This is a genomic window from Micromonospora sp. SL1-18, assembly GCF_047921505.1.
Taxonomy (GTDB): domain Bacteria; phylum Actinomycetota; class Actinomycetes; order Mycobacteriales; family Micromonosporaceae; genus Micromonospora.
Window position 1 is genome coordinate 100,800 of the sequence record NZ_JBLROA010000012.1, and the last position, 23,817, is coordinate 124,616.

General features: G+C 72.6%; 27 protein-coding genes and 1 tRNA gene. 13 read left to right on the plus strand and 15 right to left on the minus strand.

All coding sequences use genetic code 11. From position 1 onward, the window contains the following. Nucleotides 1-6: 6 nt before the first annotated feature. Both ACNAW0_RS08345 and ACNAW0_RS08350 read right to left on the minus strand, forming a co-directional pair. The gene (locus tag ACNAW0_RS08345) at nucleotides 7-972 is read right to left on the minus strand and encodes a hypothetical protein (protein ID WP_416287151.1); all 966 of its coding nucleotides are present in this window, start codon (nucleotides 970-972) and stop codon (nucleotides 7-9) included. Next, nucleotides 966-1,532, minus strand: a complete 567-nt coding sequence (locus tag ACNAW0_RS08350; protein WP_416287189.1) for a hypothetical protein — start codon at nucleotides 1,530-1,532, stop codon at nucleotides 966-968. The genes ACNAW0_RS08345 and ACNAW0_RS08350 overlap by 7 nt, the downstream gene beginning before the upstream one ends. 682 nt (nucleotides 1,533-2,214) lie before the next feature. Between ACNAW0_RS08350 and ACNAW0_RS08355 the strand changes: the two genes are divergently transcribed. Further along, nucleotides 2,215-2,895 carry a prepilin peptidase gene (locus ACNAW0_RS08355; protein ID WP_416287190.1) on the plus strand — a complete coding sequence of 227 codons (681 nt, stop codon included), beginning with the start codon at nucleotides 2,215-2,217 and terminating at the stop codon, nucleotides 2,893-2,895. A gap of 68 nt (nucleotides 2,896-2,963) precedes the next feature. Continuing rightward, nucleotides 2,964-3,680, plus strand: a complete 717-nt coding sequence (locus tag ACNAW0_RS08360) for an SDR family NAD(P)-dependent oxidoreductase (RefSeq protein WP_416287152.1) — start codon at nucleotides 2,964-2,966, stop codon at nucleotides 3,678-3,680. 213 nt (nucleotides 3,681-3,893) lie between these two features. Here the strand turns inward: ACNAW0_RS08360 and ACNAW0_RS08365 are convergent, their stop codons facing one another. Continuing rightward, nucleotides 3,894-4,310 carry a YeeE/YedE thiosulfate transporter family protein gene (locus ACNAW0_RS08365; RefSeq protein ID WP_416287153.1) on the minus strand — a complete coding sequence of 139 codons (417 nt, stop codon included), beginning with the start codon at nucleotides 4,308-4,310 and terminating at the stop codon, nucleotides 3,894-3,896. Further along, the gene (locus ACNAW0_RS08370) at nucleotides 4,310-4,963 is read right to left on the minus strand and encodes a YeeE/YedE family protein (RefSeq protein WP_416287154.1); all 654 of its coding nucleotides are present in this window, start codon (nucleotides 4,961-4,963) and stop codon (nucleotides 4,310-4,312) included. Before ACNAW0_RS08370 ends, ACNAW0_RS08365 begins: the two co-directional genes overlap by 1 nt. A gap of 1,105 nt (nucleotides 4,964-6,068) precedes the next feature. On the opposite strand from ACNAW0_RS08370, the gene ACNAW0_RS08375 reads away from it, so the two are divergent. Further along, nucleotides 6,069-6,212 carry a hypothetical protein gene (locus ACNAW0_RS08375; protein ID WP_416287155.1) on the plus strand — a complete coding sequence of 48 codons (144 nt, stop codon included), beginning with the start codon at nucleotides 6,069-6,071 and terminating at the stop codon, nucleotides 6,210-6,212. A 157-nt stretch (nucleotides 6,213-6,369) separates the two neighbouring features. Here the strand turns inward: ACNAW0_RS08375 and ACNAW0_RS08380 are convergent, their stop codons facing one another. Continuing rightward, on the minus strand, nucleotides 6,370-7,272 hold the full coding sequence (locus ACNAW0_RS08380) for an AEC family transporter (protein WP_416287156.1): 903 nt from the start codon (nucleotides 7,270-7,272) through the stop codon (nucleotides 6,370-6,372). Nucleotides 7,273-7,436: 164 nt separating this feature from the next. Between ACNAW0_RS08380 and ACNAW0_RS08385 the strand changes: the two genes are divergently transcribed. After that, complete coding sequence (locus ACNAW0_RS08385; RefSeq protein ID WP_416287157.1) at nucleotides 7,437-8,075, plus strand: nitroreductase family protein; 639 nt, start codon at nucleotides 7,437-7,439, stop codon at nucleotides 8,073-8,075. A 295-nt stretch (nucleotides 8,076-8,370) separates the two neighbouring features. On the opposite strand, the gene ACNAW0_RS08390 is transcribed toward ACNAW0_RS08385, so the two are convergent. The 4 genes from ACNAW0_RS08390 to ACNAW0_RS08405 form a co-directional block, all read right to left on the minus strand. Continuing rightward, a tRNA-Lys gene (locus ACNAW0_RS08390) sits at nucleotides 8,371-8,442 on the minus strand. A 113-nt stretch (nucleotides 8,443-8,555) separates the two neighbouring features. After that, nucleotides 8,556-9,755, minus strand: a complete 1,200-nt coding sequence (gene eis, locus ACNAW0_RS08395) for an enhanced intracellular survival protein Eis (RefSeq protein ID WP_416287158.1) — start codon at nucleotides 9,753-9,755, stop codon at nucleotides 8,556-8,558. A 107-nt stretch (nucleotides 9,756-9,862) separates the two neighbouring features. Next, nucleotides 9,863-10,582, minus strand: a complete 720-nt coding sequence (locus ACNAW0_RS08400; protein WP_416287159.1) for a PP2C family protein-serine/threonine phosphatase — start codon at nucleotides 10,580-10,582, stop codon at nucleotides 9,863-9,865. Nucleotides 10,583-10,687: 105 nt separating this feature from the next. After that, nucleotides 10,688-11,233 (minus strand): helix-turn-helix domain-containing protein, encoded by a 546-nt coding sequence (locus ACNAW0_RS08405; protein ID WP_416287160.1) that lies wholly within the window; start codon nucleotides 11,231-11,233, stop codon nucleotides 10,688-10,690. A 91-nt stretch (nucleotides 11,234-11,324) separates the two neighbouring features. Between ACNAW0_RS08405 and ACNAW0_RS08410 the strand changes: the two genes are divergently transcribed. Then, complete coding sequence (locus ACNAW0_RS08410) at nucleotides 11,325-12,539, plus strand: benzoate/H(+) symporter BenE family transporter (protein ID WP_416287161.1); 1,215 nt, start codon at nucleotides 11,325-11,327, stop codon at nucleotides 12,537-12,539. Nucleotides 12,540-12,593: 54 nt separating this feature from the next. On the opposite strand, the gene ACNAW0_RS08415 is transcribed toward ACNAW0_RS08410, so the two are convergent. From ACNAW0_RS08415 to ACNAW0_RS08430, 4 genes are all read right to left on the minus strand, one after another. After that, on the minus strand, nucleotides 12,594-12,953 hold the full coding sequence (locus ACNAW0_RS08415) for a hypothetical protein (protein WP_416287162.1): 360 nt from the start codon (nucleotides 12,951-12,953) through the stop codon (nucleotides 12,594-12,596). A 29-nt stretch (nucleotides 12,954-12,982) separates the two neighbouring features. Beyond that, on the minus strand, nucleotides 12,983-13,231 hold the full coding sequence (locus ACNAW0_RS08420) for a hypothetical protein (protein WP_416287163.1): 249 nt from the start codon (nucleotides 13,229-13,231) through the stop codon (nucleotides 12,983-12,985). Nucleotides 13,232-13,311: 80 nt separating this feature from the next. Then, on the minus strand, nucleotides 13,312-13,782 hold the full coding sequence (gene mscL, locus ACNAW0_RS08425; RefSeq protein WP_416287164.1) for a large conductance mechanosensitive channel protein MscL: 471 nt from the start codon (nucleotides 13,780-13,782) through the stop codon (nucleotides 13,312-13,314). 42 nt (nucleotides 13,783-13,824) lie between these two features. Beyond that, entirely contained in the window at nucleotides 13,825-14,508 is a 684-nt protein-coding gene (locus tag ACNAW0_RS08430; protein ID WP_416287165.1) for a FadR/GntR family transcriptional regulator, read from the minus strand. A 48-nt stretch (nucleotides 14,509-14,556) separates the two neighbouring features. Here ACNAW0_RS08430 and ACNAW0_RS08435 point away from each other — a divergent pair, with 48 nt between their 5' ends. Beyond that, complete coding sequence (locus ACNAW0_RS08435) at nucleotides 14,557-15,933, plus strand: MFS transporter (RefSeq protein WP_416287166.1); 1,377 nt, start codon at nucleotides 14,557-14,559, stop codon at nucleotides 15,931-15,933. On the opposite strand, the gene ACNAW0_RS08440 is transcribed toward ACNAW0_RS08435, so the two are convergent. Next, entirely contained in the window at nucleotides 15,879-16,235 is a 357-nt protein-coding gene (locus ACNAW0_RS08440; protein WP_416287167.1) for an STAS domain-containing protein, read from the minus strand. The two genes, ACNAW0_RS08435 and ACNAW0_RS08440, sit on opposite strands and share 55 nt — an antisense overlap. 159 nt (nucleotides 16,236-16,394) lie before the next feature. On the opposite strand from ACNAW0_RS08440, the gene ACNAW0_RS08445 reads away from it, so the two are divergent. From ACNAW0_RS08445 to ACNAW0_RS08470, 6 genes are all read left to right on the plus strand, one after another. Next, nucleotides 16,395-16,961: a TIGR03086 family metal-binding protein gene (locus tag ACNAW0_RS08445; protein WP_416287168.1), complete on the plus strand. Its 567-nt coding sequence runs from the start codon at nucleotides 16,395-16,397 to the stop codon at nucleotides 16,959-16,961. 76 nt (nucleotides 16,962-17,037) lie between these two features. Then, entirely contained in the window at nucleotides 17,038-17,574 is a 537-nt protein-coding gene (locus ACNAW0_RS08450) for a PadR family transcriptional regulator (protein ID WP_416287169.1), read from the plus strand. Continuing rightward, complete coding sequence (locus tag ACNAW0_RS08455) at nucleotides 17,571-18,272, plus strand: ABC transporter ATP-binding protein (RefSeq protein ID WP_416287170.1); 702 nt, start codon at nucleotides 17,571-17,573, stop codon at nucleotides 18,270-18,272. Before ACNAW0_RS08450 ends, ACNAW0_RS08455 begins: the two co-directional genes overlap by 4 nt. Beyond that, nucleotides 18,269-19,792, plus strand: coding sequence for an FtsX-like permease family protein (locus ACNAW0_RS08460; protein ID WP_416287171.1), 1,524 nt, complete (start codon nucleotides 18,269-18,271; stop codon nucleotides 19,790-19,792). Before ACNAW0_RS08455 ends, ACNAW0_RS08460 begins: the two co-directional genes overlap by 4 nt. 112 nt (nucleotides 19,793-19,904) lie before the next feature. Further along, on the plus strand, nucleotides 19,905-20,339 hold the full coding sequence (locus ACNAW0_RS08465; protein WP_416287172.1) for a hypothetical protein: 435 nt from the start codon (nucleotides 19,905-19,907) through the stop codon (nucleotides 20,337-20,339). A gap of 2 nt (nucleotides 20,340-20,341) precedes the next feature. Next, on the plus strand, nucleotides 20,342-22,459 hold the full coding sequence (locus ACNAW0_RS08470; protein WP_416287173.1) for a bifunctional polysaccharide deacetylase/glycosyltransferase family 2 protein: 2,118 nt from the start codon (nucleotides 20,342-20,344) through the stop codon (nucleotides 22,457-22,459). A gap of 69 nt (nucleotides 22,460-22,528) precedes the next feature. Here ACNAW0_RS08470 and ACNAW0_RS08475 read toward each other — a convergent pair whose 3' ends face one another. Beyond that, nucleotides 22,529-22,720 carry a hypothetical protein gene (locus tag ACNAW0_RS08475; protein WP_416287174.1) on the minus strand — a complete coding sequence of 64 codons (192 nt, stop codon included), beginning with the start codon at nucleotides 22,718-22,720 and terminating at the stop codon, nucleotides 22,529-22,531. Nucleotides 22,721-22,836: 116 nt separating this feature from the next. On the opposite strand from ACNAW0_RS08475, the gene ACNAW0_RS08480 reads away from it, so the two are divergent. After that, entirely contained in the window at nucleotides 22,837-23,784 is a 948-nt protein-coding gene (locus ACNAW0_RS08480; RefSeq protein WP_416287175.1) for a threonine ammonia-lyase, read from the plus strand. Nucleotides 23,785-23,817 lie beyond the last annotated feature (33 nt).

Sequence of the window (23,817 nt, forward strand, 5' to 3'; positions counted from 1 at the left end):
TCGCGCTCACCGTGTCACCACCTGAAGTTCGTTGATCTGCACCGGCACTGTGCCGCTCACCCGGCTCTGCGCGATCTCGCCGCTCTGGCCCCCGCCGGTCCAGCGCACGGTCCAGTACGTGGTGGCGCTGACCTGGTAGGTGCCGGCCCGGGCGTAGCCGCGGTCGTGGCCACAGTCGGGAGACGTCCGCCCGGCCCGCCGCCCCTTCGCGTCGTACGGGGTGCCGGGCCCGGTGCAGGTGATCTGGGTGCCGTCGCCCATGTTCCAGACGACGCGGGTCACCTCGGCCTCGATCCGGACCGTCAGCCCCCGGTCGGCGGCGGAGGCCCGCAGCGGCCCGAAGTAGGAGGCTCGCCGAGGCTTAGGCGTCGGGTCTCTGCTGGCCCACATCCAGACCGGCAGGCCGACCAGGCCCGGTCCCTTACTCCGTCGCGGCGCGACCGCGATCCGGGGCGGCAGCAGTGTGATCGACGCGAGGGCGCGGCGGGCCAGTTCCTCCGGGTCGGGCGGCGCGCCGTAACCGGGCGGCGGACCGTCCCGCAGCACGACCGTCTGGGCGCCCAGGTCACCGCCGTTGCACGTGCGCACGTACCACTGCTTGCCCTCCGGCGCGTCCGGCTGCGGCTCGGCCAGCTTGTAGTAGCAGCCGTCGCCGTTGTTGAACCAGCCGAGCAGTTCGTCGTAGCAGGGGATCACCCGACCGTTCCACTGACACTTCGGCGTGGCGCCGCCGTTGTTCCCGCCCCCGCCGGGGTTGCCGCCGCCGCCCGGCCCACCCGGTACGCCCGGGTCGTCGTCCCAGACGTTGCAGTCGTTCTGCCCAGGCGGGCAGCCTCCGCCCGGACCCGCCGCCCGGGCCGGTACGCCGGTCAGCGCGAGCAGCAGCGCCAGGCCGGTGGCGAGCAGCAGCCGGCGGGGCGCCGCGGCCCGGTTCGGGCGGGCCGGGACACCCCGTCCTCCCCAGGTCAGCACGGCTGGTCCTGGTGTGCGGCACCGACGTTGATCAGCCACCGGCCGTCCGGGTAGCGGGTGGCGGTGGCGGTGGCCAGGTACCGCCCGCCGCCCGTGCCGGGTACCACCCGGTGGTCCTTGGCGTAGACGAGGCGGTAGCCGGTGGCGTCCAGGCAGTCCTGGATCTCCACGGTGGGTGGGTCGGCGGCCAGGTCGACCGATACGACGGTGGGTTCGGAGACGAGTGTTCCGGTACGCATCGCGCCGTGCTCCTTCGCCGTACGAATTGCCACCCGTACCCGGGTCAGAAGTGGATCAGCCAGGAATCGGGCCAGCTCCGGATGGCCGGGATCGCTCCGTGCGCTCGCCGTCTGGGACGCCGCCAGATACCCGGAATAGGCGGCGAGCGCCGCTTTCGTGGCCGCCTGTTCGTCGGCCGTGGAACGGGCAGCCGGTGTGCCACCGGGTCCGGTGAGTGGGTGGGCGGCGGCTTCCGGCTCGGCGCCGCAGCCGGCGCTCGCGCCAACCAAGGCCAGGCTGAGCAGGCAGATTGGCCATCGGCGGGAATGCCATGTAAGCAACACCGCGCCCTCCTCGGTGGGGCCCGGAGCGGCTGCGCGTACGGGCTCCGGGCATGCGGAAGCGCGCCCGGATGTGTTCACCCGGGACCCAGGTGGCTACCGCAGAATTTACCTATGCTGATCTTCAACTAATTCGAACGCGATGTGTCCGGTCGGCCTCCGGCGCCAATTGATCGGGGGTTGCGTCGTACCCAATGGGCGAGCATAGGCTGACGCCTGCCGATGCAACAGAGGTAATTCGCTTGATTGCGTTGAGTGATATCAGGTGGTGGTGGCCGGTGGGTGTCCGAATGGCGACGTATGGCGGGGGGCTGGTTGGATCGGTGGCAGGAGTGCCCGCGCCTTGTCAAGAGGTCCGGGGCGTCGGTCGGCATCCGTGCTGCGGAGGAATGGGTGGCAAGGATGCCTCTGGTCCGATCCGTCCCATCAGTGCCGGCACCGGTCGGTGCCGGTCGCGCGCCGGACGCCGTCCCGTCGGTCGAGGTGGCCGGAACGCCGTTTTCTGCGCCATCCGCCATGCGTCGGGCCAGCCAACTTCACTCTCCGTGTTCCAGAGTGGAACGGTCCGCAACCGCGTCGGAGTGTCGGCGTGATCGCCGAACGGCTCCCGGCCACCCCCGAGGAGGCCGGTGCCCGGCGTCCGGTGGTACGCCTGCTGGCCACTCTGGCGGTCGTACCGCCGATGCGGCTGGCCGTCGCCCGGTACGCCGTACCCCCGGGCTCGGCGGACCGGGCCGGGTGCGATGGCTGCGGCGCGCCGATCGGCCTGGACCGCCCGCTGCCCGCGCTCGGGCCGGCGGCCCGGTGCCCGGTGTGCCGGGCCCGGGTCGGCGCGGCACCCGGCTTGGTCGAGCTGGCGCTGGTGGCGGCGGTGGCGGCGCTCGCGCTGGCCGGCGGCGCGGCCGGCGCGCGGCTGGCGGTGGCCTGGTGGCTCGCCTGGGCGGTGCCGCTGGCCCTGGTCGACGCCGCCGTGCACCGGCTCCCGGACCGGCTGACCTATCCGGCGGCGGCCGGCGTCTGGGTGCTGCTCGGGGCGGCCGCGCTGGCCGCGGCCGACGCGGCGCCCTGGCTACGCGCCACCGCGGCCGGGCTTACCCTCGGCGCGGGCTTCGCGGGGACCACCCTGCTGCTCGGCCGGCGCGGGTTCGGGCTCGGCGACGCCAAGCTGGCGTTGGGCGTCGGCGCGCTGCTCGGCTGGTACGGCTGGCCGGTGCTGGTGGTCGGGCTGGTGCTGGCCGTCACCCTCGCCGCGCTGGTCGGCCTGGCGCTGCTGGCGGCCCGCCGGGCCCGCTGGTCCAGCCACCTTCCCTTCGGCCCGTTCCTCGTCGCCGCCGCCGCGCTGACCCTCATCCTCACCACCTGACAGTGCGGGATCAGCCGGGGGGTGTTCCTGTTGACCTCAACCCCGGGTGAGGTGCTTCACTGTCGGATGTGGATCTTGAAGGGCTGCGCGTCGCTATCACCGGCGCCGCACGTGACACGGGACGACTACTCGCCGAAGCCTTCGCCGAACGAGGTGCACACATCTTCCTCTCGGCTCGCGACCTGGCGGCGGCCGAGCATGTCGCAGGTGTGATCAACCAGCGAGGGTCGGGCCAAGCTAAGGCGTTTCACTGTGACCTTGCCGTAGCGGATTCGGTGCGCGCGTTTGCCGCGGCGTTGGCCAGCCGGACGAAGTTCCTGGATGTGTTGATCAACAATGGTTCCCCCTACATCGAAGGTGACGACCTGGGGGACGCCTCGGACGACCAGCTTGAAAGCATGATGGCTGCGGGCGGGACCGGCACAGCGCTGTTGACCAAACACCTGTTGCCGCTGCTGCGCGGCTCGACGCGGCCCGACATCGTCAACATGATCTCCGCTTGCGGTGAGATCGGGCACCGGCGTTCTGGCGCGCATCCAGCGTTCTACGCAGCCAAGCACGCCCATGCCGGGCTCGCCGAGGTCCTGTCGCACCGGCTTCGCCCTGAAGGGATCAGAGTGATTTCGCTCTTCCCACCGGACTTCGTCCAGAGCGGGCCACGACAGGCGAACAGTGACCTCACTGCCCGGTCAGTCGTCGACTGCGTGCTGTTCGCGGTCGGCCAACCACGAGACTGCTTCATCCGCGAGATCCACTTCGAGCAGGTCCAGCGGCCACACCCCTGAGCGCCCATGCGCCGGAGGTAACACCGTGCGAACCAACCGGCAATGATCGCCGGTAACCCATTGCCGCTGCGTTTTTGCTGAGCGGGTGGGGCGTCTCTGCTCCCCACCCGCTTCACATCAGCCCCTGCTGCCCGGCCGGCGACCACCAGTACAGCCGGGCCACGCACGGTCCGCCAGGCTGGCGAGTCGATCCAGCCGGACTCCTGGGCGCGGCTACTGCCCGCAGGAACCGCTGTCGAGGTGGAAGTACTTCGTGTTGGCCCAGCGGCAGAGTCGGATGCCGACGACAACGCCGCCAATCGTGATCAAGGCGGGGAGGTACCCGCTGGCGACCTGCACGATCGGGATCGACGGACAGCCACCCGAGATCGCCCAGCCGGTGCCGAACAGCACCGAGCCGGGGATCACGCCGGCATGGATGCGCCCCGGGACGCGACGGACGCGCAACACGGCGAACACCACGATGATGATCGCTACGGCGCCGGCGAAGGCCAGGAGCATCCGAAGATCCTGGAAGGTGAACATGCGGTTCAGCTCGCCGAAGTCACCGAACCCGATGTTCGCGACGCTGTAGCCGAGGGCCAGCCCAGCGATGATGTTGGCGACGAGTATCCCGCCCCGAGTACGCATCAGATCACCTTCCACAGCAGGAACGACACGAGGATGCCGGTGCCGAAGAAGACGGCAGTCGCGACCATGCTGACCGGCTGTAGCCGGCCACAGCCATTGAGTCCGTGACCGCTGCTGCACCCTCCGGCGAGACGGGTGCCGAAGCCGACGAGTACACCGCCGACGAACAGCGTGCCGACCATGGCGGCCGGTTTGTCGGTCACGATCTGGCGGAAGGCGTCGCCCATGTCGAGGCGGAGCTGGAATCGGCCGGAGGCAACCGCCGCCACCCACGCGCCGACGAAGATCGACAGGAGCAGGGCGGCCTGAGTGACCAAGGGTGCCGGGAGCAGGCTCGTCATCGAGGAACTCGTCGGCGCTGGCGGTCGTACGTCCGGTCCCGGTGTCCGCGTGTCGCCGTGCGGGGTGGGACGTGCGGGTGCAGCGGAACCGGCTCCGAACTGGTCGGCGGTGGCCGCGGCGAGCGCCTCGGCGAGGACGCCTGCGTCAGCGAACTGGGCGTTCACCCGTTCGACACGGCGTTCGGCGCGCCAGTTCAGTACACGGTCCCACGCACCGGACACCCCGAAGGATCGATCCGTCGTGACGGCGTAGTTGATGGTGGTGAGGGCGAGTCCGGCAGCCCCCGCCCACCAGGGCCAGTATTCAGTCATGTGGGACCTGCAATCCAATCTGCGAGTCGGGTCCACCACCGGCCCCGCCGAGGCGCAGGTGGGGCCGGTGGGGTGCTGGAGGGGTACGGCTGTGCGGGTGACCCGGGGTTGAAGCCTTGAGCGGGTGGCGGCGCCGGGTTGGGCTCGCGGGCCGGTTCCGGTGGCGGCTCGAACCGCGCCGAGGGCCCCCGACCGAGCCGTGACGGGGGCGTCTGTGGTGGCCTGGTCGCGCCCGAGCCGTCAGCGGCGGGAATGCCTCTCAGGTGTAGCGCGTCGGCGCCGTTCGGGAGGAGCGTGATCGGCACGATCTGGCCCGTCCTGGACATCTGGAACCGAGCACATGTCAGCCAACCCTCCGCACTGTCGCAGTAGTAGTTACGCCAGTCGCGCAAGCTTGCGTTGAGCAGCGGGAAGAGCGGGCAGTTCTGAGCGTGTGAGCAGCCCATGTCGCTCCGATCTGCCCATCATCCGGGGCGGATGGGCGGGATGGCAGGAGTTGGAGGGGTAGGTCTCGGTCAGCGAGCATACATACCGAATGGACGACTAGCGATCGGCAGGTGATCATGTGGAACATCACTTGATTAATGACCTGGTCACGCTCTACGCCAGACCGGCGCGGTCGGACGCCCGTTGACCGTGGCCGATGGCACGTCCGCGCCGGCAAGGCGTCCGGGTCGGCCGTCTACGACCCGCTGGATCCCGACCGCAGTGACCTGGACGCGTACGCGGCCGTGGTCGACGAGTTCGATGCGCGAAGCATTCTGGACATCGGCTGCGGCACCGGCACCTTCGCCTGCCTGCTCGCCGGTCGCGGCTTGAGGTGCGGCAGGGCCGCCCGCCGGGAGAGGGAGGGCAGGAAAGCCCGAAGCCCGGCGATACCGAAGGGAAGGGATCCGACCGCACCACGTCGGACGCCGACAGCCCGGAAGCGTTCGTCAACAACGTCGTCAGCGACCCGAAGTCGGTCGCGGGCGGTCCGCCGAAGAGATCGCGCAGCAGTTCAACGATGCGGGATATCCAGCCGCGGTGCAGCAGAGCACCAAGAAGGGAACCCGATGGGCCGACTTGGTGTACGTGGTGCGCGTGGTCGAGGGGCGCGGACGAGTTGAAGACGCACTCGGGCCTGACCGCCAAGCTGCGGACCGAGTTGCGGGAGAAGTGGCAGCTGGAAGTGTTCGCCGACGGCAGCGCGCTGACGCCGTACCAGGCCGCCGCACTGGCGGCCGCGCAGGTGGTCTCGACCGCCTGATGTCCGGTGCCGGTGAGCAGACCAGCGGATGAAGAGGGCAGCCGCATGGCGGGTGATCGGCCCGCGGGTCAGGTGGGGGTCACCGCAACCCTTGCCTTGGTGGCGACGGTATCGCGTCAGCGATTGCGCGGGCAGTGGCTGCGGTTGCTGTCGATATTCATTTCAGCAGCCAGCTGGCCGTCGCCAGGGTGAGCATCGACAGCCCGGTACTGGCGATCACCGTCCCACGCGCCACCGAATCCGCCTGGCCGTATTCGCGGGCGAAGACGTATGCGTTCTGTGCGGTAGGCAGGGCCGCGCAGACCACCAGCGCGAGCAGCTCGGCCGGGCGCAGTTGCGCCAGAAGCCCGAACAGGTACGCCAGTACCGGCTGCGCCAGCAGTTTCAGGCTTGACAGCGTCAGAACCTCGGCCCGTTCAGCTGCCAGACCCGAGCCGCGCACAGTCAGCGAGAGGCCGAGGGCGACCAGGGCGGCGGGCACGGCGGCGCTGCCGAGCATGGCGAGCGGCCCGGCAACCACCGGTGGTGGCTGCCAGTCGAGCGCCGAGCAAAGTGCCCCGGCGGCCAGGCCGAGGATGATCGGATTTCGCAGCGGCAGGCTTGCCAGCCGGGCCGGCCGGAGCCGGCGATCGGCGTCCCGATCCAGGAGGGCGAGCACCAAGGGGGTGATCACCAGGGCCTGGAACAGCATTACCCCGGTCAGGAAGGTGGCGTCACCAAGCACCTGCATTGCGACAGGAATGCCGAGGTTCGCGGAGTTGACGTAGCCGGCCGCCATCGCGCCGATCGTGGCCTCGCCGGGCTTCCGGCCGAAGATCTGGCGACTTAGGACGAAGCCCGCGGCCATGGTCACGACGGTACTGGCGGCGAATGCGCCCAGCGCGGGCCCGCTGAACGACAGACGGGTCCGCGTGAGAGCGGTGAACAGCGCGGCTGGCATCGCTAGGTGAAAGACGAAGCCACCCAGCGTACGATCGGCCCCTTCGCCGAGTAGCCGGAAACGCCCGGCCACGAAGCCAAGCAGCGTCAGCGCCCAGATCGGAACGAAGGCAGCGATCAACGGGGGACCAACTCAGCTCCTCGCGCTGGCAGGACCCGAGCATACTTTGCGCGCTCTTGACTGCCGCGACGCCGGTCTTGTCGAGCCCTGCGCGATGAGGCGCCGGAGCGGTCGGCGGTGCAGGCTGTGATCGGGCCGGGCCGGGCGGTGGCAGGATCGGTGGCATGGAGTTCGCAGAGGTGATCCGTCGTCGTCGGATGGTGCGGCACTACGCCGACCGGCCGCTCAGCCCCGACGTCGTCGAGAGGATACTGACCAGCGCGCTGCGCGCACCCTCGGCCGGCTTCTCTCAGGGCTGGGCCTTCCTCGCCCTCACCGAGCCGGAGGACCGGGCCAGATTCTGGCCGTACGTCCCCACCCGTGTCGCGCAGACACCGACCATGCAGCACGCACCGCTCGTGGTCGTGCCGCTCGCGCACAAGGCCGTCTACCTCGCCCGGTACGCCGAAGCCGACAAGGGCTGGACTGACCGGTCCGAAGCCCGATGGCCGGCACCCTACTGGTACATCGACACCGGCATGGCCGCGCTGATGATGCTGCTCACGGCCGTCGACGAGGGCCTCGGCGCCTGCTTCTTCGGCATCATGCCGGTCGCCGGCGAGGACCTCGACCCCGAGGTCGACATCCCGGCCCACACCGCCGCGTTCAAGGCCGAGTTCGCCATCCCCGATGAGTACGCGCCGATCGGCGGCATCTGCATCGGCTACCGCGCCGACGACCTGCCACCGCAGAACCCGGCCATCGCCGCACGCCGTCGCGACGCCGCCGCAGTCATCCATCACGGGCAGTGGAATGCCACCTGACCGGCGGCGGCTGCCGGCTGCCGGGGTGCCGGCCACACCCGAGTCTCGTTCAAGACTCCGGCACAGGCCAGGCATGGCCTGGCACCACCGAGAGGTGCGGCACGAACTCTTCGCTGACCTGCACTGGACGGGCAGGCCGCCGCCGTGGTGGTGTCTCGACGGCGAACTCGCGCTGTTCGCCGTTCGACGGCTACGCCACCGGGTAGTGACCCGGACTCGCCCTCAACCAGACAAAAAAACCTAGCGCTGCTACTCAAAGTAATCAGGCGCTGCGCATGTTCGCGTAGACAAGTTGTGGGCCGCCGGGGACTCGAACCCCGAACCTATGGATTAAAAGTCCACAGCTCTGCCATTGAGCTAGCGGCCCGCCCGCTCAGGCTACCGGAACCCGTTTGCCCGGGGCTTCCGGCTTCCCGCCGCCCGTCGAGGTACGCCAGCCGGGGCGGCCGGCGCGCCAGCCACGACCGGCGGCCGCTGTACTCAGAAGTCGGCGAAGAGGTAGGGGAGGGCGCGGGGGAAGAGGCGGCGTAGCTCGGTGGCGGCATCCGTAGGCACTTCGCCGAGGCCCCGGATGACGACCTCGGCCGGGTCGAGCACCCCGTACGCCAGGGCGGAGAGCCCGGCGGCGGTGAGCGTGGCGGTCGGGACGGTGCCCGCGCCGGCGGAGTCGCCGGGCAGCACGTCCAGTCGGCCGGTGGTGCCGTCGAGCAGGTGGGTCCCGCCGAGCCACCGGTCACCGACCAGTTCGACGGTGACCCGGCCGGCCCCGGTCGGCAGGCCGGCGAGCGCGCCCAGGCTCAGCAGCCGGGCCATCGGGGCGGACGACCCGGGCCGGGACACCCGCGCCTCGACGTGCACCGCGAGGTCGGTGAGCCACAGCTCGGGCAGCTCGTTGGCGGGCAGGTGGAGGCGGATCCGTTCCACCTGGTCGACGTGGCGGGCGAAGAACTGGAGCAGCGACGCCCGGGCGTACGGGTCGTCGGCGAGCAGGTCGTCGGCGATCAGCTCGCCGCCGTGGTCGTCGATGCGGTAGGTGACGGCGCCGACGGTCTCGCCGTCGCGTACGGCGGTGAGCAGCCAGCGGTCGTCCCGGTCGCGCAGGCCGACCGTCCGGAAGTCGGGGAAGACCGCGAACCCGTGCCGCTCGTGCAGGCAGCGCTCGATGTACGCGCGCCACGTCTGGTAGCCCGCGCCGACCCGCTCCCACCCCACCTCGCCGGGCAGCTCCGCCTGGAGCAGCGGGGCCAGGTCCGCCGGGGAGAAGACCGCGGTACGCCGGGCGGGTAGCCCGACGTACCCGAAGCGCTCGTAGAACGAGGCGCGGAACGGGTAGAGCGCGGTGAGCGAGTGCCCCTCGGCGCGCATCTCGTCGAGAAGTTGGTGCAGCAGCGCCCGGACGTGACCACGCCGGCGGGCCAGCGGGTGGGTCGCCACCCCGGCCACGCCAGCCATCGGCAGGACGTGACCGTGCAGGTTCTGCCGCATCGGGATCGCCGAGACGGCGGCCGTCGTGATCCCGTCCTCCTCGACGACCAGCGTCCGGTTGCCCGCGTTGTACGGCAGGTACGCGCGGTACTCGTCGACCCGCGACGCGACCATCGGCGACGGCTCGAAGGCGTACGCCTGGAGCGGGAAGCTGTGGGTGAGGCGTTCCTCGGCGGCCAACCGGCGGATGATCATCTGATCATCCCAACCCGGTCCGGCGACCGGCGCAACCCGATTGGCGGTCAGGTCACCGGCAAATGCCGGACGTGCCGGCGCCGGCGCAGCCGGGCGGTGGACACGCCTCAGACTGCGGTGACGTCGGAGACCACGACGGTGACGTTGTCCGGCGCGCCGGCCTGGTGGGCGAGCTTGACCAACTGCTCGCCGCACTGCTGGCGGTCGGAGTGCGTGGCGAGCGCCGAGGCGATGGCCAAGTCCTCCACGTAGTCGGAGAGGCCGTCGCTGCACAGCAGCAGCCGGTCGCCGGGGACGACCGTGAGCATCCCGATGTTCGGCGGCGCGTCCGAGCCCTGCACGGCGCGGGTGACCAGCGAGCGCTGCGGGTGGTGCCGGGCCTGGTCGTGGGAGATCGCGCCCTGGTCGACCAGCGCCTGCACGAAGGTGTCGTCCCGGGTGAGCTGGGCCAGCTCGCCGTTGCGCAGCAGGTAGCAGCGGGAGTCGCCGACCTGGGCGAGGACCAGGGTGTCGCCGGCGAGCAGGCCGGCGGTCAGCGTCGTACCCATGCCGTCGCGCGCCGGGTCCGCGGTGATGGCGGCCCGGATGCGCTGGTTGGCGGTGGTCACCACCGCGCGCAGCGCGTCGGCGGCCTCGTCGGGGACGGTCGGCGGGGCCAGCTCGTCCAGGATCCGGATGACAATCGCGCTCGCCACCTCGCCGGCGGGCAGCCCGCCCATGCCGTCGGCCACCGCCACCAGGCGGTCACCGGCGAGGGCGGAGTCCTCGTTGTTGGTCCGGACGAGGCCGACGTCGTTGCGGATGGCCGAGCGGAGGATCAGCGTCATGGGGTCAAGCTTGCCAAGAAGACCCCACCGCCGTCTCTATGCTCCCAGCGGTACGCCCGAGAAAGGTTCCGCTGCCGGGAACGGCGGCACCGTCCACCATGGTCACTAACGTGGGTAGCGCAGCAGCAGGCTGGCGCGTACCTCCTCGTCGCCGACCGCGGCGTAGCTGTGCGGTACGTCGGAGGTCCAGCGCAGGTGGCCGCCGGCCGCGACGGTCAGCGGGGCGTCCACCGGCCCGGCCCGCAGTACGCCGGCGAAGACGGTGATGTGCTCGGTCACCCCGGGTTGGTGCGCGGGGGAGAGCTGGCCGGGCCCGGGGGCGACCCGCATCCGGTACAGCTCGTAGGTCGCGTCCGTGTCGGTGAAGACCTCCAGCAGGGTGGCGCTGACCGCCGCGCCGCTGACCGTGGGTGTCGCCGCGGGCCCGGAGAGCACGGCGGTGAGCGGTACGCCGAGCTGCGCGGTGACCGCGTACAGGGTTTCCAGGGTCGGGTTGCGGGTGCCGTTCTCCAGCCCGGAGAGGGTGGCCTTTCCCACGCCGGCCAGCCGGGCCAACGTGGAGAGGGAGATCCCCCGCTCCTCGCGGAGGGCGCGGACCCGGCGTCCGACCGTCTCGGGTGCCCGGTCCCGGGCTGGTGGGACTGTTGCCATGCGGCTATGGTGCTACACCGGGCTGTTCCGTAAACGGAACGATGCTGCGCCGGAACGGCGGCGCGCGGAGGGCAACCGACGGGAGGATGGCGTGGCCGGTCGGCTGCAACCCGTGCTGGCCGGGGTCGTGACGGCCCTCGTCGGCTTCGCGAGTTCGTTCACGGTCGTGCTCGCCGGGCTGCGCGCGGTGGGCGCGGACCCGGCGCAGGCCGCCTCCGGGCTGCTCGCGCTCTGCGTGGCCACGGGCGCCTGCGCGGTCTGGCTCGGGCTGCGGCACCGGCTGCCGCTGGCGATCGCCTGGTCCACCCCTGGTGCGGCGCTGCTGGTCGCCACCGGCCCGGTACCCGGCGGCTGGCCGGCGGCGGTCGGCGCGTTCCTGCTCACCGGCCTGCTGATCGCCGCCGCCGGACTGGTCCCGGCGCTGGGCCGGGCGGTCGCCGCGATCCCCGCCCCGGTCGCCAGCGCCATGCTCGCCGGGGTGCTGCTGCCGCTCTGCACCGCGCCGGTCCGGGCCCTGGTCGAGGTGCCCCGGCTGGCCGGGCCGGTGGTGCTCGCCTGGCTGGTGCTGCACCGGTTCGCCCGCCGCTGGGCGGTGCCGGGCGCGCTGGCCGTGGCAGCGGTGGCGATCGCACTGACCACGTCCGGGCCGGTCCGGGCGCACCTCGCCCCGTCCGTCGCGCTCACCGCGCCGACCTGGACGGTGCCGGCGGTGGTGGGGCTCGCGCTGCCGCTGTTCCTGGTCACCATGGCCGCGCAGAACGTGCCCGGGATGGCCGTCCTCGCCGGCTACGGCTACCGCGCCCCGCTGGGCTCCGCGCTCCGGGTGACCGGGCTCGCCACCGCGCTCGGTGCCCCCGCCGGCGGGCACGCGGTGAACCTGGCCGCGATCACCGCCGCCCTGGCCGCCGGCCCGGACGCCCACCCCGATCCGGAGCGGCGCTGGATCGCCTCGGTCACCGCCGGGATCGGCATGGCGCTGCTCGGCCTGGGCGCCGGCGTGGCGACTGCCCTGGTGCTGCTCTCGCCGCCGGTCCTGGTCGAGGCGGTGGCCGGGCTGGCGCTGCTCGGCGCGCTGGCCGGCGCGGTCTCGGCGGCCGTCGCCGAGCCGGACGCCCGCGAGGCGGCGGTGGTCACCTTCGTGGTCACCGCCTCCGGGGTGAGCCTGCTCGGGGTGGGCGGCGCGTTCTGGGGTCTGGTGGCCGGCTGGCTGATGCTCCTGCTGTTCCGCCGCCGGACCATCGACCGGTCGGCACCGGCACCGGACCGCCCGGAAGCGGAGGCGGTCACGCCGGCCCGGGTCGGTTGATCACAGTAGAGCAGCACCGACGAATGCGCTGGTCAGCGCGTCGGCTTGGGCCGGTCACTCCTCTGGCGGCAGCTCCGCGGCCGGGACGTCGAGGCGTACCCCGTCGTCGGTGACGGCCGTGATCCGGTCGGCCAGCACGTAGACCGCGCCGGCCCGGGCCAGCTCGGTGGAGACCTTCAGGTAGCCGCTGCGCAGCAGCCGGGCGGCCAGATCGGCGGGGACGTCCGGCTCCTCGACCGCCGCCGACTCGATCAGCTCGTCCAGGCTGCCGCCCGGGTCGATCCCGGCGGGCGCCTGCACCGTCACCGCGTTCGGGTCGCCGCGCTGGACGAGATCCACGGTGCCGACCTCGACGCCGGTCGAGTCGATCACCCGCATGCCGGTCGTGACCCGGGAAATGGTCTCCTGGCTCATGTAGGCGCGGTTCCCGGGCCGGCCCGGCGCTAAACGGGCGGGGTCCAGCCGCTCGGTGGGCGGGGTGACAACTCGCGCCAGGTGTCCGGCCCCTCCAGCAGCGCCCGGATCGTGTCCTCCGCCTCCTCCGCGCTGTCGTACTCGTAGAACCGGGAGACGCCCTCGGCGCCGCCGGCGCGCTGCTCGACGTGCCAGCGGTCGCCGTCGACCCGGAGGAAGACATCCCGCCGGGCCAGCCGCCCCCATTTCCCGTTCCACCAGTGCCTGCGCTGCTCCATGACCGGGACTCTATCGAACACATGTTCGAGACGTGTCGGCCCCCGCGGGATTCCCACGGGGGCCGGGTGCGGGCAATACGTCAGCGCGGGGCGGGTGGCTCCTGCCGCCGGCCCAGCACGTCGTCCAGCGCGCCTCGCTGGGCCGGCGCGGCCTGGTTGCCGGCGAGCAGTGCGTCCCGGATCTCGGTGAGCAGCTTGATCTCCTCGCTCGGGGCGTCCGGCGGCGGCTCCTCGCCGCGCTTGCGCCGCTCGGCGAGCCTGTTCATCGGGTAGACGACCAGGAAGTAGAGCGCGGCCGCGGTGAGCAGGAAGGTGATCACCGCGTTGACGAAGGCGATCCAGTCGAACGAAATGCCCCATAACTTCGGGGCGGTGCCGGTGATGCCGTTCCTGCTGCCGGTCAGGAGCAGCACGAACACCCGGATCAGCGGTTCCAGGAACGACTTGGTGAGCTGGGTGACCACGCCTGTGAACGCGGCGCCGATGACGACACCGACCGCCAGGTCGACGACGTTGCCGCGCATGATGAAGTCTTTGAAGCCCTTGAGCATGCACACTCCCGTGGTGCTGTCCGGTGTCTCGTCCGGGACAACCTATGCCCCGGAGGGGGACTCCAGAAAAGCACCGGCCTCGATCGCCGCCCGCGCCGGATCGCCGTCCCGGATCGCGTCGACCAGCCGGCCGTGGTCGACGTACCGCTCGGGCTTTAGGGCGCCGCCCATCGCCTGGGCGACGGTGCTGCGCAGCGCGGCACCGACCGAGGCGTACAGCTCGGCCAGCATGCCGTTGTGGGCGGCGGCCACCACCGCGCTGTGCAGCGCGGCGTCCGCCTCGACGAACTCGTCCACCAGGCCGGAATGCCACGCGACCTCCCGGGCGGCGAGCGCCTCGTCGAGCGCCGCCAGGTCCTCAGGGGTACGCCGCAGCGCGGCGAGCCGGGCGGCCTCCACCTCGAAGGCGCGTCGGACCTCGATCACCTCGGCCATCCGATCGTCGGTGAGCCGGCGGGCCACCACCGGGGCCAGCTCGTCGGTCGACACGACGTACGTCCCGGAGCCCTGGCGGCACTCCAGCACGCCGGCGTGCACCAGCGCGCGGACCGCCTCCCGGACCGTGTTGCGCCCTACGCCGAGCGCGGCGACGAGCTGCGGCTCGGTGGGGATGCGCCCGCCCACCGGCCACTCGCCGCCGAGGATCCGGGCCCGAAGCTGCTCGATGGTCTGCCGTACCCGGTGGCCGCGCGGGGGTACGGCGACGGAATCGACGGTACGTGTCACCGGTTACAACTCCTCCCGAAATTCATCCCATGATTGTAGTCTGAGGTCATGACACCGCCAGCCACCTGCACCGATGCGCCCGCCATCGATGTTCCTGCCCTGACCGGAGCACCGACCACCCGCGTGGCGCCCGGCCCGGCCCGCGTGGCGGCATCCGCGCGCCCGGTCAACCCGGCCACCGGCGGTGCGCTGGTGCTGGTCGGCATGCTGCTGGTCGCGCTCAACCTGCGCGCCGCCGTGACCAGCCTGGGCGCCCTGCTCGACGAGATCCGCGTCGGGCTGGGCCTCTCCGGCACCATGGCCGGCCTCGTCACCACCCTGCCCACCATCGCCTTCGCCGGGATGGGCGCGCTCACCCCGTGGCTGGTCCGCCGCTGGCCGGCCGCCCGGGTGCTGGTGCTGGCCATGCTCGCCCTCGCCGCCGGGCAGGTGCTCCGGGTGGCCACCGACTCGGCGGCGATCTTCGTGCTCACCAGCGCGCTCGCCCTGGCCGGCATCGCGATCGCGAACATCCTGCTGCCGATGCTGGTCAAGCAGCACTTCCCGCACCGCACCGGGCTGGTCACCGGGGCGTACACGATGGCGCTGACCACGGGCACGACGGTGGCCGCCGCCTCGGCGGTGCCGGTGGCGCACGCCTTCGGCTCCTGGCGGGCCGGGCTCGGCGTCTGGGCCGGGCTGGCGGCCGTGGCCGTACTCGCCTGGGTGCCGCTGGCGGTGCGTGCCCAGGGGGCGCGGCGGACGGCGAGGCCGGCGGCGGTCGCCGCGACCCCGGCGCGGGTCCAGCCGGCGCGGACCCGGCTCGGCTGGGCCATGGCCGTCTACTTCGGGGCGCAGTCGCTCAGCGGGTACGCGATCATGGGCTGGCTGGCCCAGCTCTTCCGCGACGCCGGCTACCCCGCCGAGACCGCCGGCCTGCTGCTCGCCGGGGTGACCGCGCTCGGCGTGCCGGTGGCGCTGGCGATGCCCGCCCTGGCCGGCCGGCTGCGGACGCTGCGGCCGCTGGTGCTCTCGTTGACCGCCTTCTCCGCGGCGTCGTACCTCGGTCTGGCCGTCGCGCCGCACGGCCTCGCGCCGCTCTGGGTGCTGCTGCTGGCCCTCGGTCAGGGCGCGTTCCCGCTGATCCTGACCACCATCGGGCTGCGGGCCCGGACCGCTGAGGGCACCGTCGCGCTGTCGGCCTTCGCGCAGAGCACCGGGTACGCCATCGCCGCGCTCGGTCCACTGCTGGTCGGCATCCTCTACGAGGCGACCGGGGGCTGGACGCTGCCGATCGGCTTCCTGCTGGCGGCCCTCGCCATGCAGACGGGTGCGGGCCTGGTCATCGCCCGCCCCCGCTACATCGAGGACGAGCAGCTGAGCGCCGAGCGTCAGGACGAGGCCGGCGTCGGGTCGCCCGCGACCGCCTGGTCGACCGTCGGGTAGGTGTGCAGTACCTCGACGAGGCCGCTGACCTCCAGGATGCGGAGCACGCCGCGCTGCGGAGCGGCCAGCCGCACCACACCGCCGGCCTCGTCGCAGCTGTTCTTGGCGCGGACGAACACCGACAGCCCGGTCGAGTCGCAGAACGACAGGTCCGCCAGGTCGAAGACGAGCCGGTCACGCCCCTTGTCCAGCAGATCCGTGATCTGGTCCTGAAGCTGCGGTGCCGTGGCCATGTCCAGCTCGCCCGCGACCGACACGACGACCACGTCGCCGCGCTGTTCCGTGTGCACCGTCAGGGACATTCGCCGACCTCCTGTGTTCGGTGGAACGGTATCCCACGAAGCGGGCGATACGCAGAACGGGAGCCGACAGGGGCTGCCCGGCCGGGGTCGAGGATCTCCTGGCTGTCCCGCCGCGGTTCGTGTCGCATTTCTTCAAGACCGCCCCCATACGCTGGCCCTATGACCACGAAGACTAGTGAGCTGCTGGCCGCCGCCGAGCCCCGGACGATTGCGGTGGTCCAGGGCATCTCCGACGATCAGCTCGACCTGCCGACCCCGTGTTGCGACTACTCCGTGCGCGATCTGCTCAACCACCTGTTCGACGTGGTGGTCAACTTCCAGGCGCTCGCCAGGCAGCAGGAGGTGGACTGGTCGGCCAAGACCGATCACCTGACCGAGGGCTGGCGGGAGCGGTTCGCCGCGGAGACCGTACGCCTGGTTGAGGCGTGGTCGGACCCGGCGGCGCTGGAGGGTGTCTCGTCCGGCATGGGGCTGCCGCAGGAGACGCTCGGCGACATGGCCCTGATCGACCTCACGGTGCACGGCTGGGACCTGGCCCGCGCGACCGGGCAGCGGGTCGAGGTCGAGCCGACGGTGCTCGCGGCGGGGCACGGCTTCATGGACCGGATGGGGGATACCGGTCAGCGGATGGGCGCCTTCGGCGAACCGGTGCCGACCGCGTCGGAGGCCACCGAACTCGACCGGCTCCTCGGCCGGACCGGCCGAAATCCCGCCTGGACGCCCTGACGCTCTCGGCCCGCGTGGCACGACGCCGCGCGGGCCGTTCTTGACATTGCTATTCACCGAGTGAATAGTGACGCCCGTGTCCACACAGCACGTCCTGCTCGGGCTGCTCGCCGGCGGCGCTCGGCACGGCTACGAGCTGAAACGCGCCCACGACGAGCGGCTGCCCCGGGCCCGCCCACTCGCCTTCGGGCAGGTCTACGCGACCCTCGCCCGGCTCCAGCGGGACGGCCTGGTGGTCCCCGCCGGGCAGGAGCGCGAAGGCGGCCCCGACCGCACGGCGTACGCGCTCACCGAGGAGGGACGGTTGGCGCTCGACCGGTGGCTCGCCACCGTCGAGCCGCCGATGCCGTACGTGGCCAGCACCCTCTTCGCCAAGGTGGTGGTGGCCCTGCTGGTGGCCGACGCCGATCGGGCCCGGTCCTACCTCGTCGCCCAGCGCCGGGCGCACACCGAGCGCCTCCGCGAACTGACCGCGGTGAAGACCGCCCCATCGGCCAGCCTCGACGACGTGATCGCGGCCGACTTCGCCATCAACCACCTCGACGCCGACCTGCGGTGGCTGCACACCACCCTGGACCGGGTCGCCGACTGGCACCGGGAGGTGCACTCGTGACGCATCTGGAGGCCCGCGGCGTCGTCAAGGCGTACGGCCGGACGCCCGCCCTGCGCGGCGTGACGCTCGACGTGGCGGAGGGCGAGATCGTCGCCGTCACCGGGCCGAGCGGCTGCGGCAAGTCCACCCTGCTGCACTGCCTCGCCGGCATCCTGCGCCCCGACGCCGGGCAGGTCACCTGGCGGGGTGAGCGCATCGACACCTGGCCGGAGGCGGCCCGGTCCCGGCTGCGCCGCACCGAATTCGGGGTGCTCTTCCAGTTCGGTCAGCTCGTCGCCGAGCTGACCGCGGCGGAGAATGTCGCCCTTCCGCTGCTTCTCGCCGGCACGGGGCGGCGAGAGGCGCGGACGGCGGCGTTGACCTGGCTGGAGCGGCTGGGCGTGGCCGAGGTCGCCGACGTCCGGCCGGGCGAGATGTCCGGCGGGCAGCAGCAGCGCTGCGCCACCGCCCGAGCGTTGGTCACCGAGCCTCGGGTGCTCTTCGCCGACGAGCCGACCGGCGCGCTGGACACGCTCACCGGCGAGCAGGTGCTCACCCAACTGGTCCGGCTCGCCCGCGACCAGCACACCACCGTCGTGCTGGTCACCCACGAACCACGGATCGCCGCGTACGCCGACCGCGAGGTGACGCTGCGCGACGGGGCGGTGGACCACTCGGGGCTGGGTCTCGACGCGCCGGTGCCGGGTGGCCAGCGGTGAGGCCGGGTGCCCTCCTCCGGCTCGCCCTGGCCGGCACCCGGACCGACCTGGCCCGGGTGATCCTGACCGCGCTGAGCGCCGCGCTGGCCGCCCTCGCCGGCCTGGCCGCGCTGACCGTGCTGGCCATCCCGACGCCGCCGGCCACCGACGACAACGGAAGCCGCTGGTCGGAGCAGTACGCCAACCAGCTTCTGGTCGAGCCGGGGCTGCGCGGCGGCACCGCGTTCGCCCTGCTGTTGCTGGTCATCCCGGTGCTGGGGCTGGCCGGGCAGTGCGCCCGGCTCGGCGCGCCGGCACGGGACCGGCGGCTGGCCGCCCTCAGGCTGGCCGGGGCCACCCCCGGCCAGGTCACCCTCGTCGCCATGGCGGAGACCGGGCTGGCGAGCCTGCTCGGCACGCTGACCGGGCTGGCCGTCTACCTGGCCGGTCACCGGCTGCTGCACCAGCCGGACGCGCGGGGCCGACTCCCGCTGCCCACGGACGTGTACCCGTCGACCGTCGGGATGGCTGCGCTGGTGCTCGGGCTGCCGTTGGTCGCCGCGCTGGCCACCGCACTGATGCTCCGCCGGGTGGCGACCACTCCGTTCGGCGTGGTCCGGAAGGTGCGAACCCGAGGCCCCTGGCCCTGGCCCGGCCTGCTGATCATCCTGGGGCTGGCCGCCTTCGCCGCCTTCCGGCCGGTGGCGCTCTGGTACGACCGGCGACTCGTCCAACCGCCGCTCTGGCTGCTGCCAGCGCTGCTGGTCGGCGGCGGACTGGCCGCCATGATCGGTGTGGTCACCGGCACCGGCTGGATCTCCCACACCACCGGCCGGCTGCTGCACCGGTACGCCCGGCGACCCGCCGCGCTGCTGGGCGCGCGCCGGCTGATGGCCGATCCGTGGGCGGGCAGCCGAACCTTCGCCGCGCTTCTCGCCGCGCTCATCTTCGGGGCCGGGGCCGCCGGGTTCCGCGCCTACTTCCTGGCGACGGTGGAACTCGACGGCCGGACGGGCGCCGGGATGCCCAGTCCGGACGACTTCTACCTCGGCACCATGGACCTGGTCGACCTGGCGGTGGCGGTGGCGATGACGATCGCGGCGGGCGGGTTGCTGGTCGCCCTGGTGGAGGGGATCATCGCCCGGCGGCGGGCGTACGCGGCGCTGGTCGCGGCCGGGGTGCCGCGCGGCACGCTCGGCCGGTCCATCCTCTGGCAGTCGCTCGCGCCGGCGGTGCCCGCGATCGCCATCGCACTGGCCGTCGGTCTGCTGCTCATTCGGGGCGCTTTCGGCTCACCGAGCAGCGGCGGCTTCTCGCAGGAGATCTGTGACGCGGGTGAGCACCTCTGCACTGACGAGGCGACGCGCGCCCAGTACGCCCGTACAGAGTGGGTCCCGAAGATAACCGTGGTTCCGGACGTACCGGTGGAGCAGTTGGCCTGGCTTGCGGCTGGCGCCCTCGTCGCGGTGCTGGTGACGGTCGGCGTGGGTGTGCTCTTCCTGCGTTCCAGCACGGCGGTGGAGGAACTGCGGACCACCTGATGTGACGTGGCGAGCGCCGCCGACGCCATTCACTGCGGAGGCGTGCCAACAGGCCCGGGGCGGGGCCGTTTGGGGGGACGGCGCAGAACGGCGACAGCGGGAGACCACCAGCATGCACAACCAGTCCGGCGGCGCGGCGCCGGTGTTCGTGGACCGGACCGGGCGGCGGCGCCGGCTGACCGTGATCGTCGGTACGGCCATGGGCCTCGGCCTGCTCACCAGCCTCGGTCTCATCCTCGCCGGCCTCCTCTTCGACTCCCCGGTGCCGCTGCCCGGCTGGTCGGAGACGAAGGCCCGGCCGCCGATCGAGGCCGGCGTCAACGGGCCGTCCCGGCCGGCGGAGCACCCCAGGCCCAGCCCTCGACCCGAGCCGGTGATCCGCACCACCTCGCCGCTGCCGGCGCCCGCACCGACGGCAACCCGCACGACCACCACCGCCCAGCCCACCGCCCAGCCCACCGTGCCGGGCCCCCGGGCCAGCGTCCCGGGCCGAGGCGACGAGCGGCGGAACAGCGCCAGGCCGAGCAAGTCGCCGGGCAAGCCCTGACGATGGCGACACACGTGGCGCGCCGCGACCCCCGGGCGCACTGGTTACTGCTCCTGCTCGGGCTGGTCAGCCTGCTCGGGGCACTCAGCTTCAACGGTCTGGTCACCAACGTCCGCGGCGGCTCGGGCCCGTCCCAGGCGCCCGCCTCACCCGCGCCCCGGCAGGTCAGCACCGGCGGCCCGGTGCTGCGGCTGGACGGCCCCAAGCCGGTCACCCGCCGGCTTCCGCCGCGTACCCTGGCGCTGACCTTCGACGACGGCCCGGACCCGCGGTGGACGCCGCGGGTGCTCGACGTGCTGCGCCGGCACCACGCCCACGCCACGTTCTTCGTGGTCGGCGCGCGGGTGAACGAACATCCCGAGCTGGTCCGGCGCATCCTGGCCGAGGGGCACGAGATCGGCTCGCACACCTTCACCCACACCGATCTGGCCGCCGAGCCCGCCTGGCGGGCCGAGGCCGAACTCTCCTGGACGCGGAAAGCGATCGCCGGTGCCACCGGTCGCGACGTGACGCTGTTCCGGCCGCCCTTCTCATCGATTCCGGCCGCGCTGAGCATGCCGCTCTACCAGGCGCTGCGGGACGCCGCCGGCAGCGGCCACGTGGCGGTGCTCGCCGACCGGGACGCCAGGGACTGGGAACGCCCCGGTGTTCCGGCCATCGTCCGGGAGTCCACTCCGCAGGGCGGCGCCGGGGCGGTCGTGCTCATGCACGACGGCGGGGGCGACCGCCGCCAGACCGTGGCCGCCCTCGATCAACTGCTGCCTCGGCTGGCCCGGCAGGGATACCGGTTCACCACCGTGTCGGAGGGGATCGCCGCGCCCGCGTCGATGCTCCCCGCCGGTGCCGGCACCCGGCTGAGCGGGACGGCGCTGCGCTGGGCGCAGCAAGGTGCCGCCTGGCTTTCCTCCGCGATGAACCTGCTGCTCGGCGTGGCCCTGGTGCTCGGGGTGGCGCGGCTCGCCGTGCAGGTGGTCTGCGCCCAACTGCACGTACGCCGGGTCCGCCGGTCCCGGGGCCGGCGAGCCGAGGTGAACGCGCCGGTCTCAGTGATCGTGCCGGCGTACAACGAGGCGGCGAACATCGCCGCCACCGTGCGGTCGCTGGTCGGCAGCGCGTACCCGATGCTGGAAGTGATCGTGGTGGACGACGGCTCCAGCGACGGCACCGCCGACATCGTCGAGCGGATGCGGCTGCGTGGGGTACGCGTCATCCGACAGCCGAACGCCGGCAAGCCGGCCGCGCTGAACACCGGCATCCGGGCCGCCCGGGCCGACCTGCTCGTGCTGGTCGACGGGGACACCGTGTTCCAGCCGGACACCGTCTACCGGCTGGTCCAGGGCTTCGCCGATCCGCGGGTCGGCGCGATCAGCGGGAACACCAAGGTCGCCAACCGGCGCCGGCTGCTCGGTCGCTGGCAGCACCTGGAGTACGTGATCGGCTTCAACCTCGACCGCCGGATGTACGACGTGCTGGAGTGCATGCCGACCATTCCCGGTGCGATCGGCGCGTTCCGTCGTGAGGTGCTGCTCGCCGTGGGCGGTGTCCCCGCCGACACCCTGGCCGAGGACACCGACCTGACGATGAAGGTGCTCCGGGCCGGCTGGCGGGTGGTGTACGAGGAGGCCGCCATCGCCTGGACCGAGGCGCCGTCGTCGCTGCGCCAGCTCTGGCGGCAGCGCTACCGCTGGTGCTACGGCACGCTGCAGGCGATGTGGAAGCACCGGCATGCGCTGCGCGAGCCGGGGGTCGGTGGGAAGCTGGGTCGACGTGGCCTGCCGTACCTGACCGTGTTCCAGGTCCTGCTGCCGCTGGCCGCGCCGGCGGTCGACGTCTTCGCCGTCTACGGCCTGCTCTTCCTGCCCTGGTCGAAGCTCGTCCTGGCCTGGCTCGGGCTGCTCCTGCTCCAGGGCTTCACCGCCGCGTACGCGCTGCGCCTGGACCGGGAGCGGTACGGACCGCTGTGGGCGTTGCCGTTCCAGCAACTCGTCTACCGGCAGGTGATGTACCTGGTGGTGGTGCAGTCGGTGGTGACCGCACTGGTCGGCAACCGGCTGCACTGGCAGCGGATGGCCCGTACCGGGGAGGCTGCGGCAATGGTCCCCGCGACGCCGGTCCGCTGACGACGGCGCGCGGCGCCCGCTGAGTCGACGGCACGCGGCGTTCGCTGAGTCGACGATAGGCGGCGGACGTCAGTGGGCGGTGAGCAGGCCGGCGGACCAGGAGACGGCCAGGCCGATCACGGCCGAGCAGCAGCAGACCATCAGGGCGGCGGCCACCACCGCGAAGATCACCCAGGTCGGGCCGCGCCGGGCCACCGCACCCGGCCCCGCTTCCGCCGGGGGTACGTCCGCCCCGGTCGGCTGCTCGTCGGCCTCGCTCACGCGGGCCAGTCTAGGTGCCGCACGACCCGGGACATGGGCGCCGTTGCCCGACCCCGCCGAGGAGTTGCCAGGTGCCGGGGCAGCGAGTGCCGCCGGGGCCGGGGCAGGATGGGCCGATGGAGCTGATCTCAGTTGAGGATGTCCGGGTCGCCGCCGACGACATCGCCGGGACGGTGGTGCGTACCCCGCTGTTGCGGGCGCCGTGGGACGACGAGCTGTGGGTCAAGCCGGAGAGCCTGCAACCGGTAGGGTCGTTCAAGTTGCGCGGCGCGACGCACGCGGTGGCCCGGCTCGACCCGGCCGCCCGGTCCCGGGGCGTCGTGACCCACTCGTCGGGCAACCACGGGCAGGCCCTCGCGTACGCGGCCCGGGCGTTCGGTATCCCGTGCACGGTGGTCGTCCCCGAGGGGGCGCCGCAGGTCAAGGTGGACCAGATCCGGGCGCTCGGTGCCGAGGTGCGGCTCGTCCCGCGGGCCCGCCGGCTGCCGGAGGCGGAGCGGATCGCCGCCGACACTGGGGCCACGCTGGTGCCGCCCTTCGACGACCGGCGGATCATCGCCGGGCAGGGCACCATCGGGCTGGAGATCGTGGCGGACCTGCCCGACGTGGACGTGGTGCTGGTGCCGGTGGGCGGCGGAGGGCTCTCCTCGGGGATCGCCACCGCGGTGAAGGCGCTGCGCCCGTCGGCCGTGGTCGTCGGGGTGGAACCGCTGCTCGCCGCGGACGCCCAGGAGTCGCTCGCCGCCGGTGCGGTGGTGGTCTGGGACATCGAGCGGACCTACCGGACCAGCGCCGATGGGCTGCGTACCAACATCTCCGAGCTGACCCTGGCCCACCTGCGGGCACGCCTCGACGGCATCGTCACGGTGACCGAGGAGGAGATCGCCCTGGCGATGGGCCGGCTGGCCCGCGAGGCCCGGCTGGTGGTCGAGCCGAGCGGCGCCGTGGCGGTCGCGGCACGCCTCTTCCACCGCGACGAGCTGCCGTCCGGCCGTACCGCCGCCGTGATCACCGGCGGCAACGTCGACCCGGCGGTGCTCACGTCGGTGCTCACCGCCGCCTGATGTCGGACGTCAAGGAGGGCCCCTGCCATACCG

Coding starts and splice junctions, on each gene's coding strand:
- ACNAW0_RS08355 (WP_416287190.1), top strand. CDS start 2,215: ATGCGGCTGGCCGTCGCCCGGTACGCCGTACCCCCGGGCTCGGCGGAC.
- ACNAW0_RS08365 (WP_416287153.1), bottom strand. CDS start 4,310: ATGCGTACTCGGGGCGGGATACTCGTCGCCAACATCATCGCTGGGCTG.
- ACNAW0_RS08370 (WP_416287154.1), bottom strand. CDS start 4,963: ATGACTGAATACTGGCCCTGGTGGGCGGGGGCTGCCGGACTCGCCCTC.
- ACNAW0_RS08385 (WP_416287157.1), top strand. CDS start 7,437: ATGGAGTTCGCAGAGGTGATCCGTCGTCGTCGGATGGTGCGGCACTAC.
- eis (WP_416287158.1), bottom strand. CDS start 9,755: ATGATCATCCGCCGGTTGGCCGCCGAGGAACGCCTCACCCACAGCTTC.
- ACNAW0_RS08400 (WP_416287159.1), bottom strand. CDS start 10,582: ATGACGCTGATCCTCCGCTCGGCCATCCGCAACGACGTCGGCCTCGTC.
- ACNAW0_RS08405 (WP_416287160.1), bottom strand. CDS start 11,233: ATGGCAACAGTCCCACCAGCCCGGGACCGGGCACCCGAGACGGTCGGA.
- ACNAW0_RS08415 (WP_416287162.1), bottom strand. CDS start 12,953: ATGAGCCAGGAGACCATTTCCCGGGTCACGACCGGCATGCGGGTGATC.
- ACNAW0_RS08420 (WP_416287163.1), bottom strand. CDS start 13,231: ATGGAGCAGCGCAGGCACTGGTGGAACGGGAAATGGGGGCGGCTGGCC.
- mscL (WP_416287164.1), bottom strand. CDS start 13,782: ATGCTCAAGGGCTTCAAAGACTTCATCATGCGCGGCAACGTCGTCGAC.
- ACNAW0_RS08435 (WP_416287166.1), top strand. CDS start 14,557: ATGACACCGCCAGCCACCTGCACCGATGCGCCCGCCATCGATGTTCCT.
- ACNAW0_RS08440 (WP_416287167.1), bottom strand. CDS start 16,235: ATGTCCCTGACGGTGCACACGGAACAGCGCGGCGACGTGGTCGTCGTG.
- ACNAW0_RS08445 (WP_416287168.1), top strand. CDS start 16,395: ATGACCACGAAGACTAGTGAGCTGCTGGCCGCCGCCGAGCCCCGGACG.
- ACNAW0_RS08465 (WP_416287172.1), top strand. CDS start 19,905: ATGCACAACCAGTCCGGCGGCGCGGCGCCGGTGTTCGTGGACCGGACC.
- ACNAW0_RS08470 (WP_416287173.1), top strand. CDS start 20,342: ATGGCGACACACGTGGCGCGCCGCGACCCCCGGGCGCACTGGTTACTG.
- ACNAW0_RS08480 (WP_416287175.1), top strand. CDS start 22,837: ATGGAGCTGATCTCAGTTGAGGATGTCCGGGTCGCCGCCGACGACATC.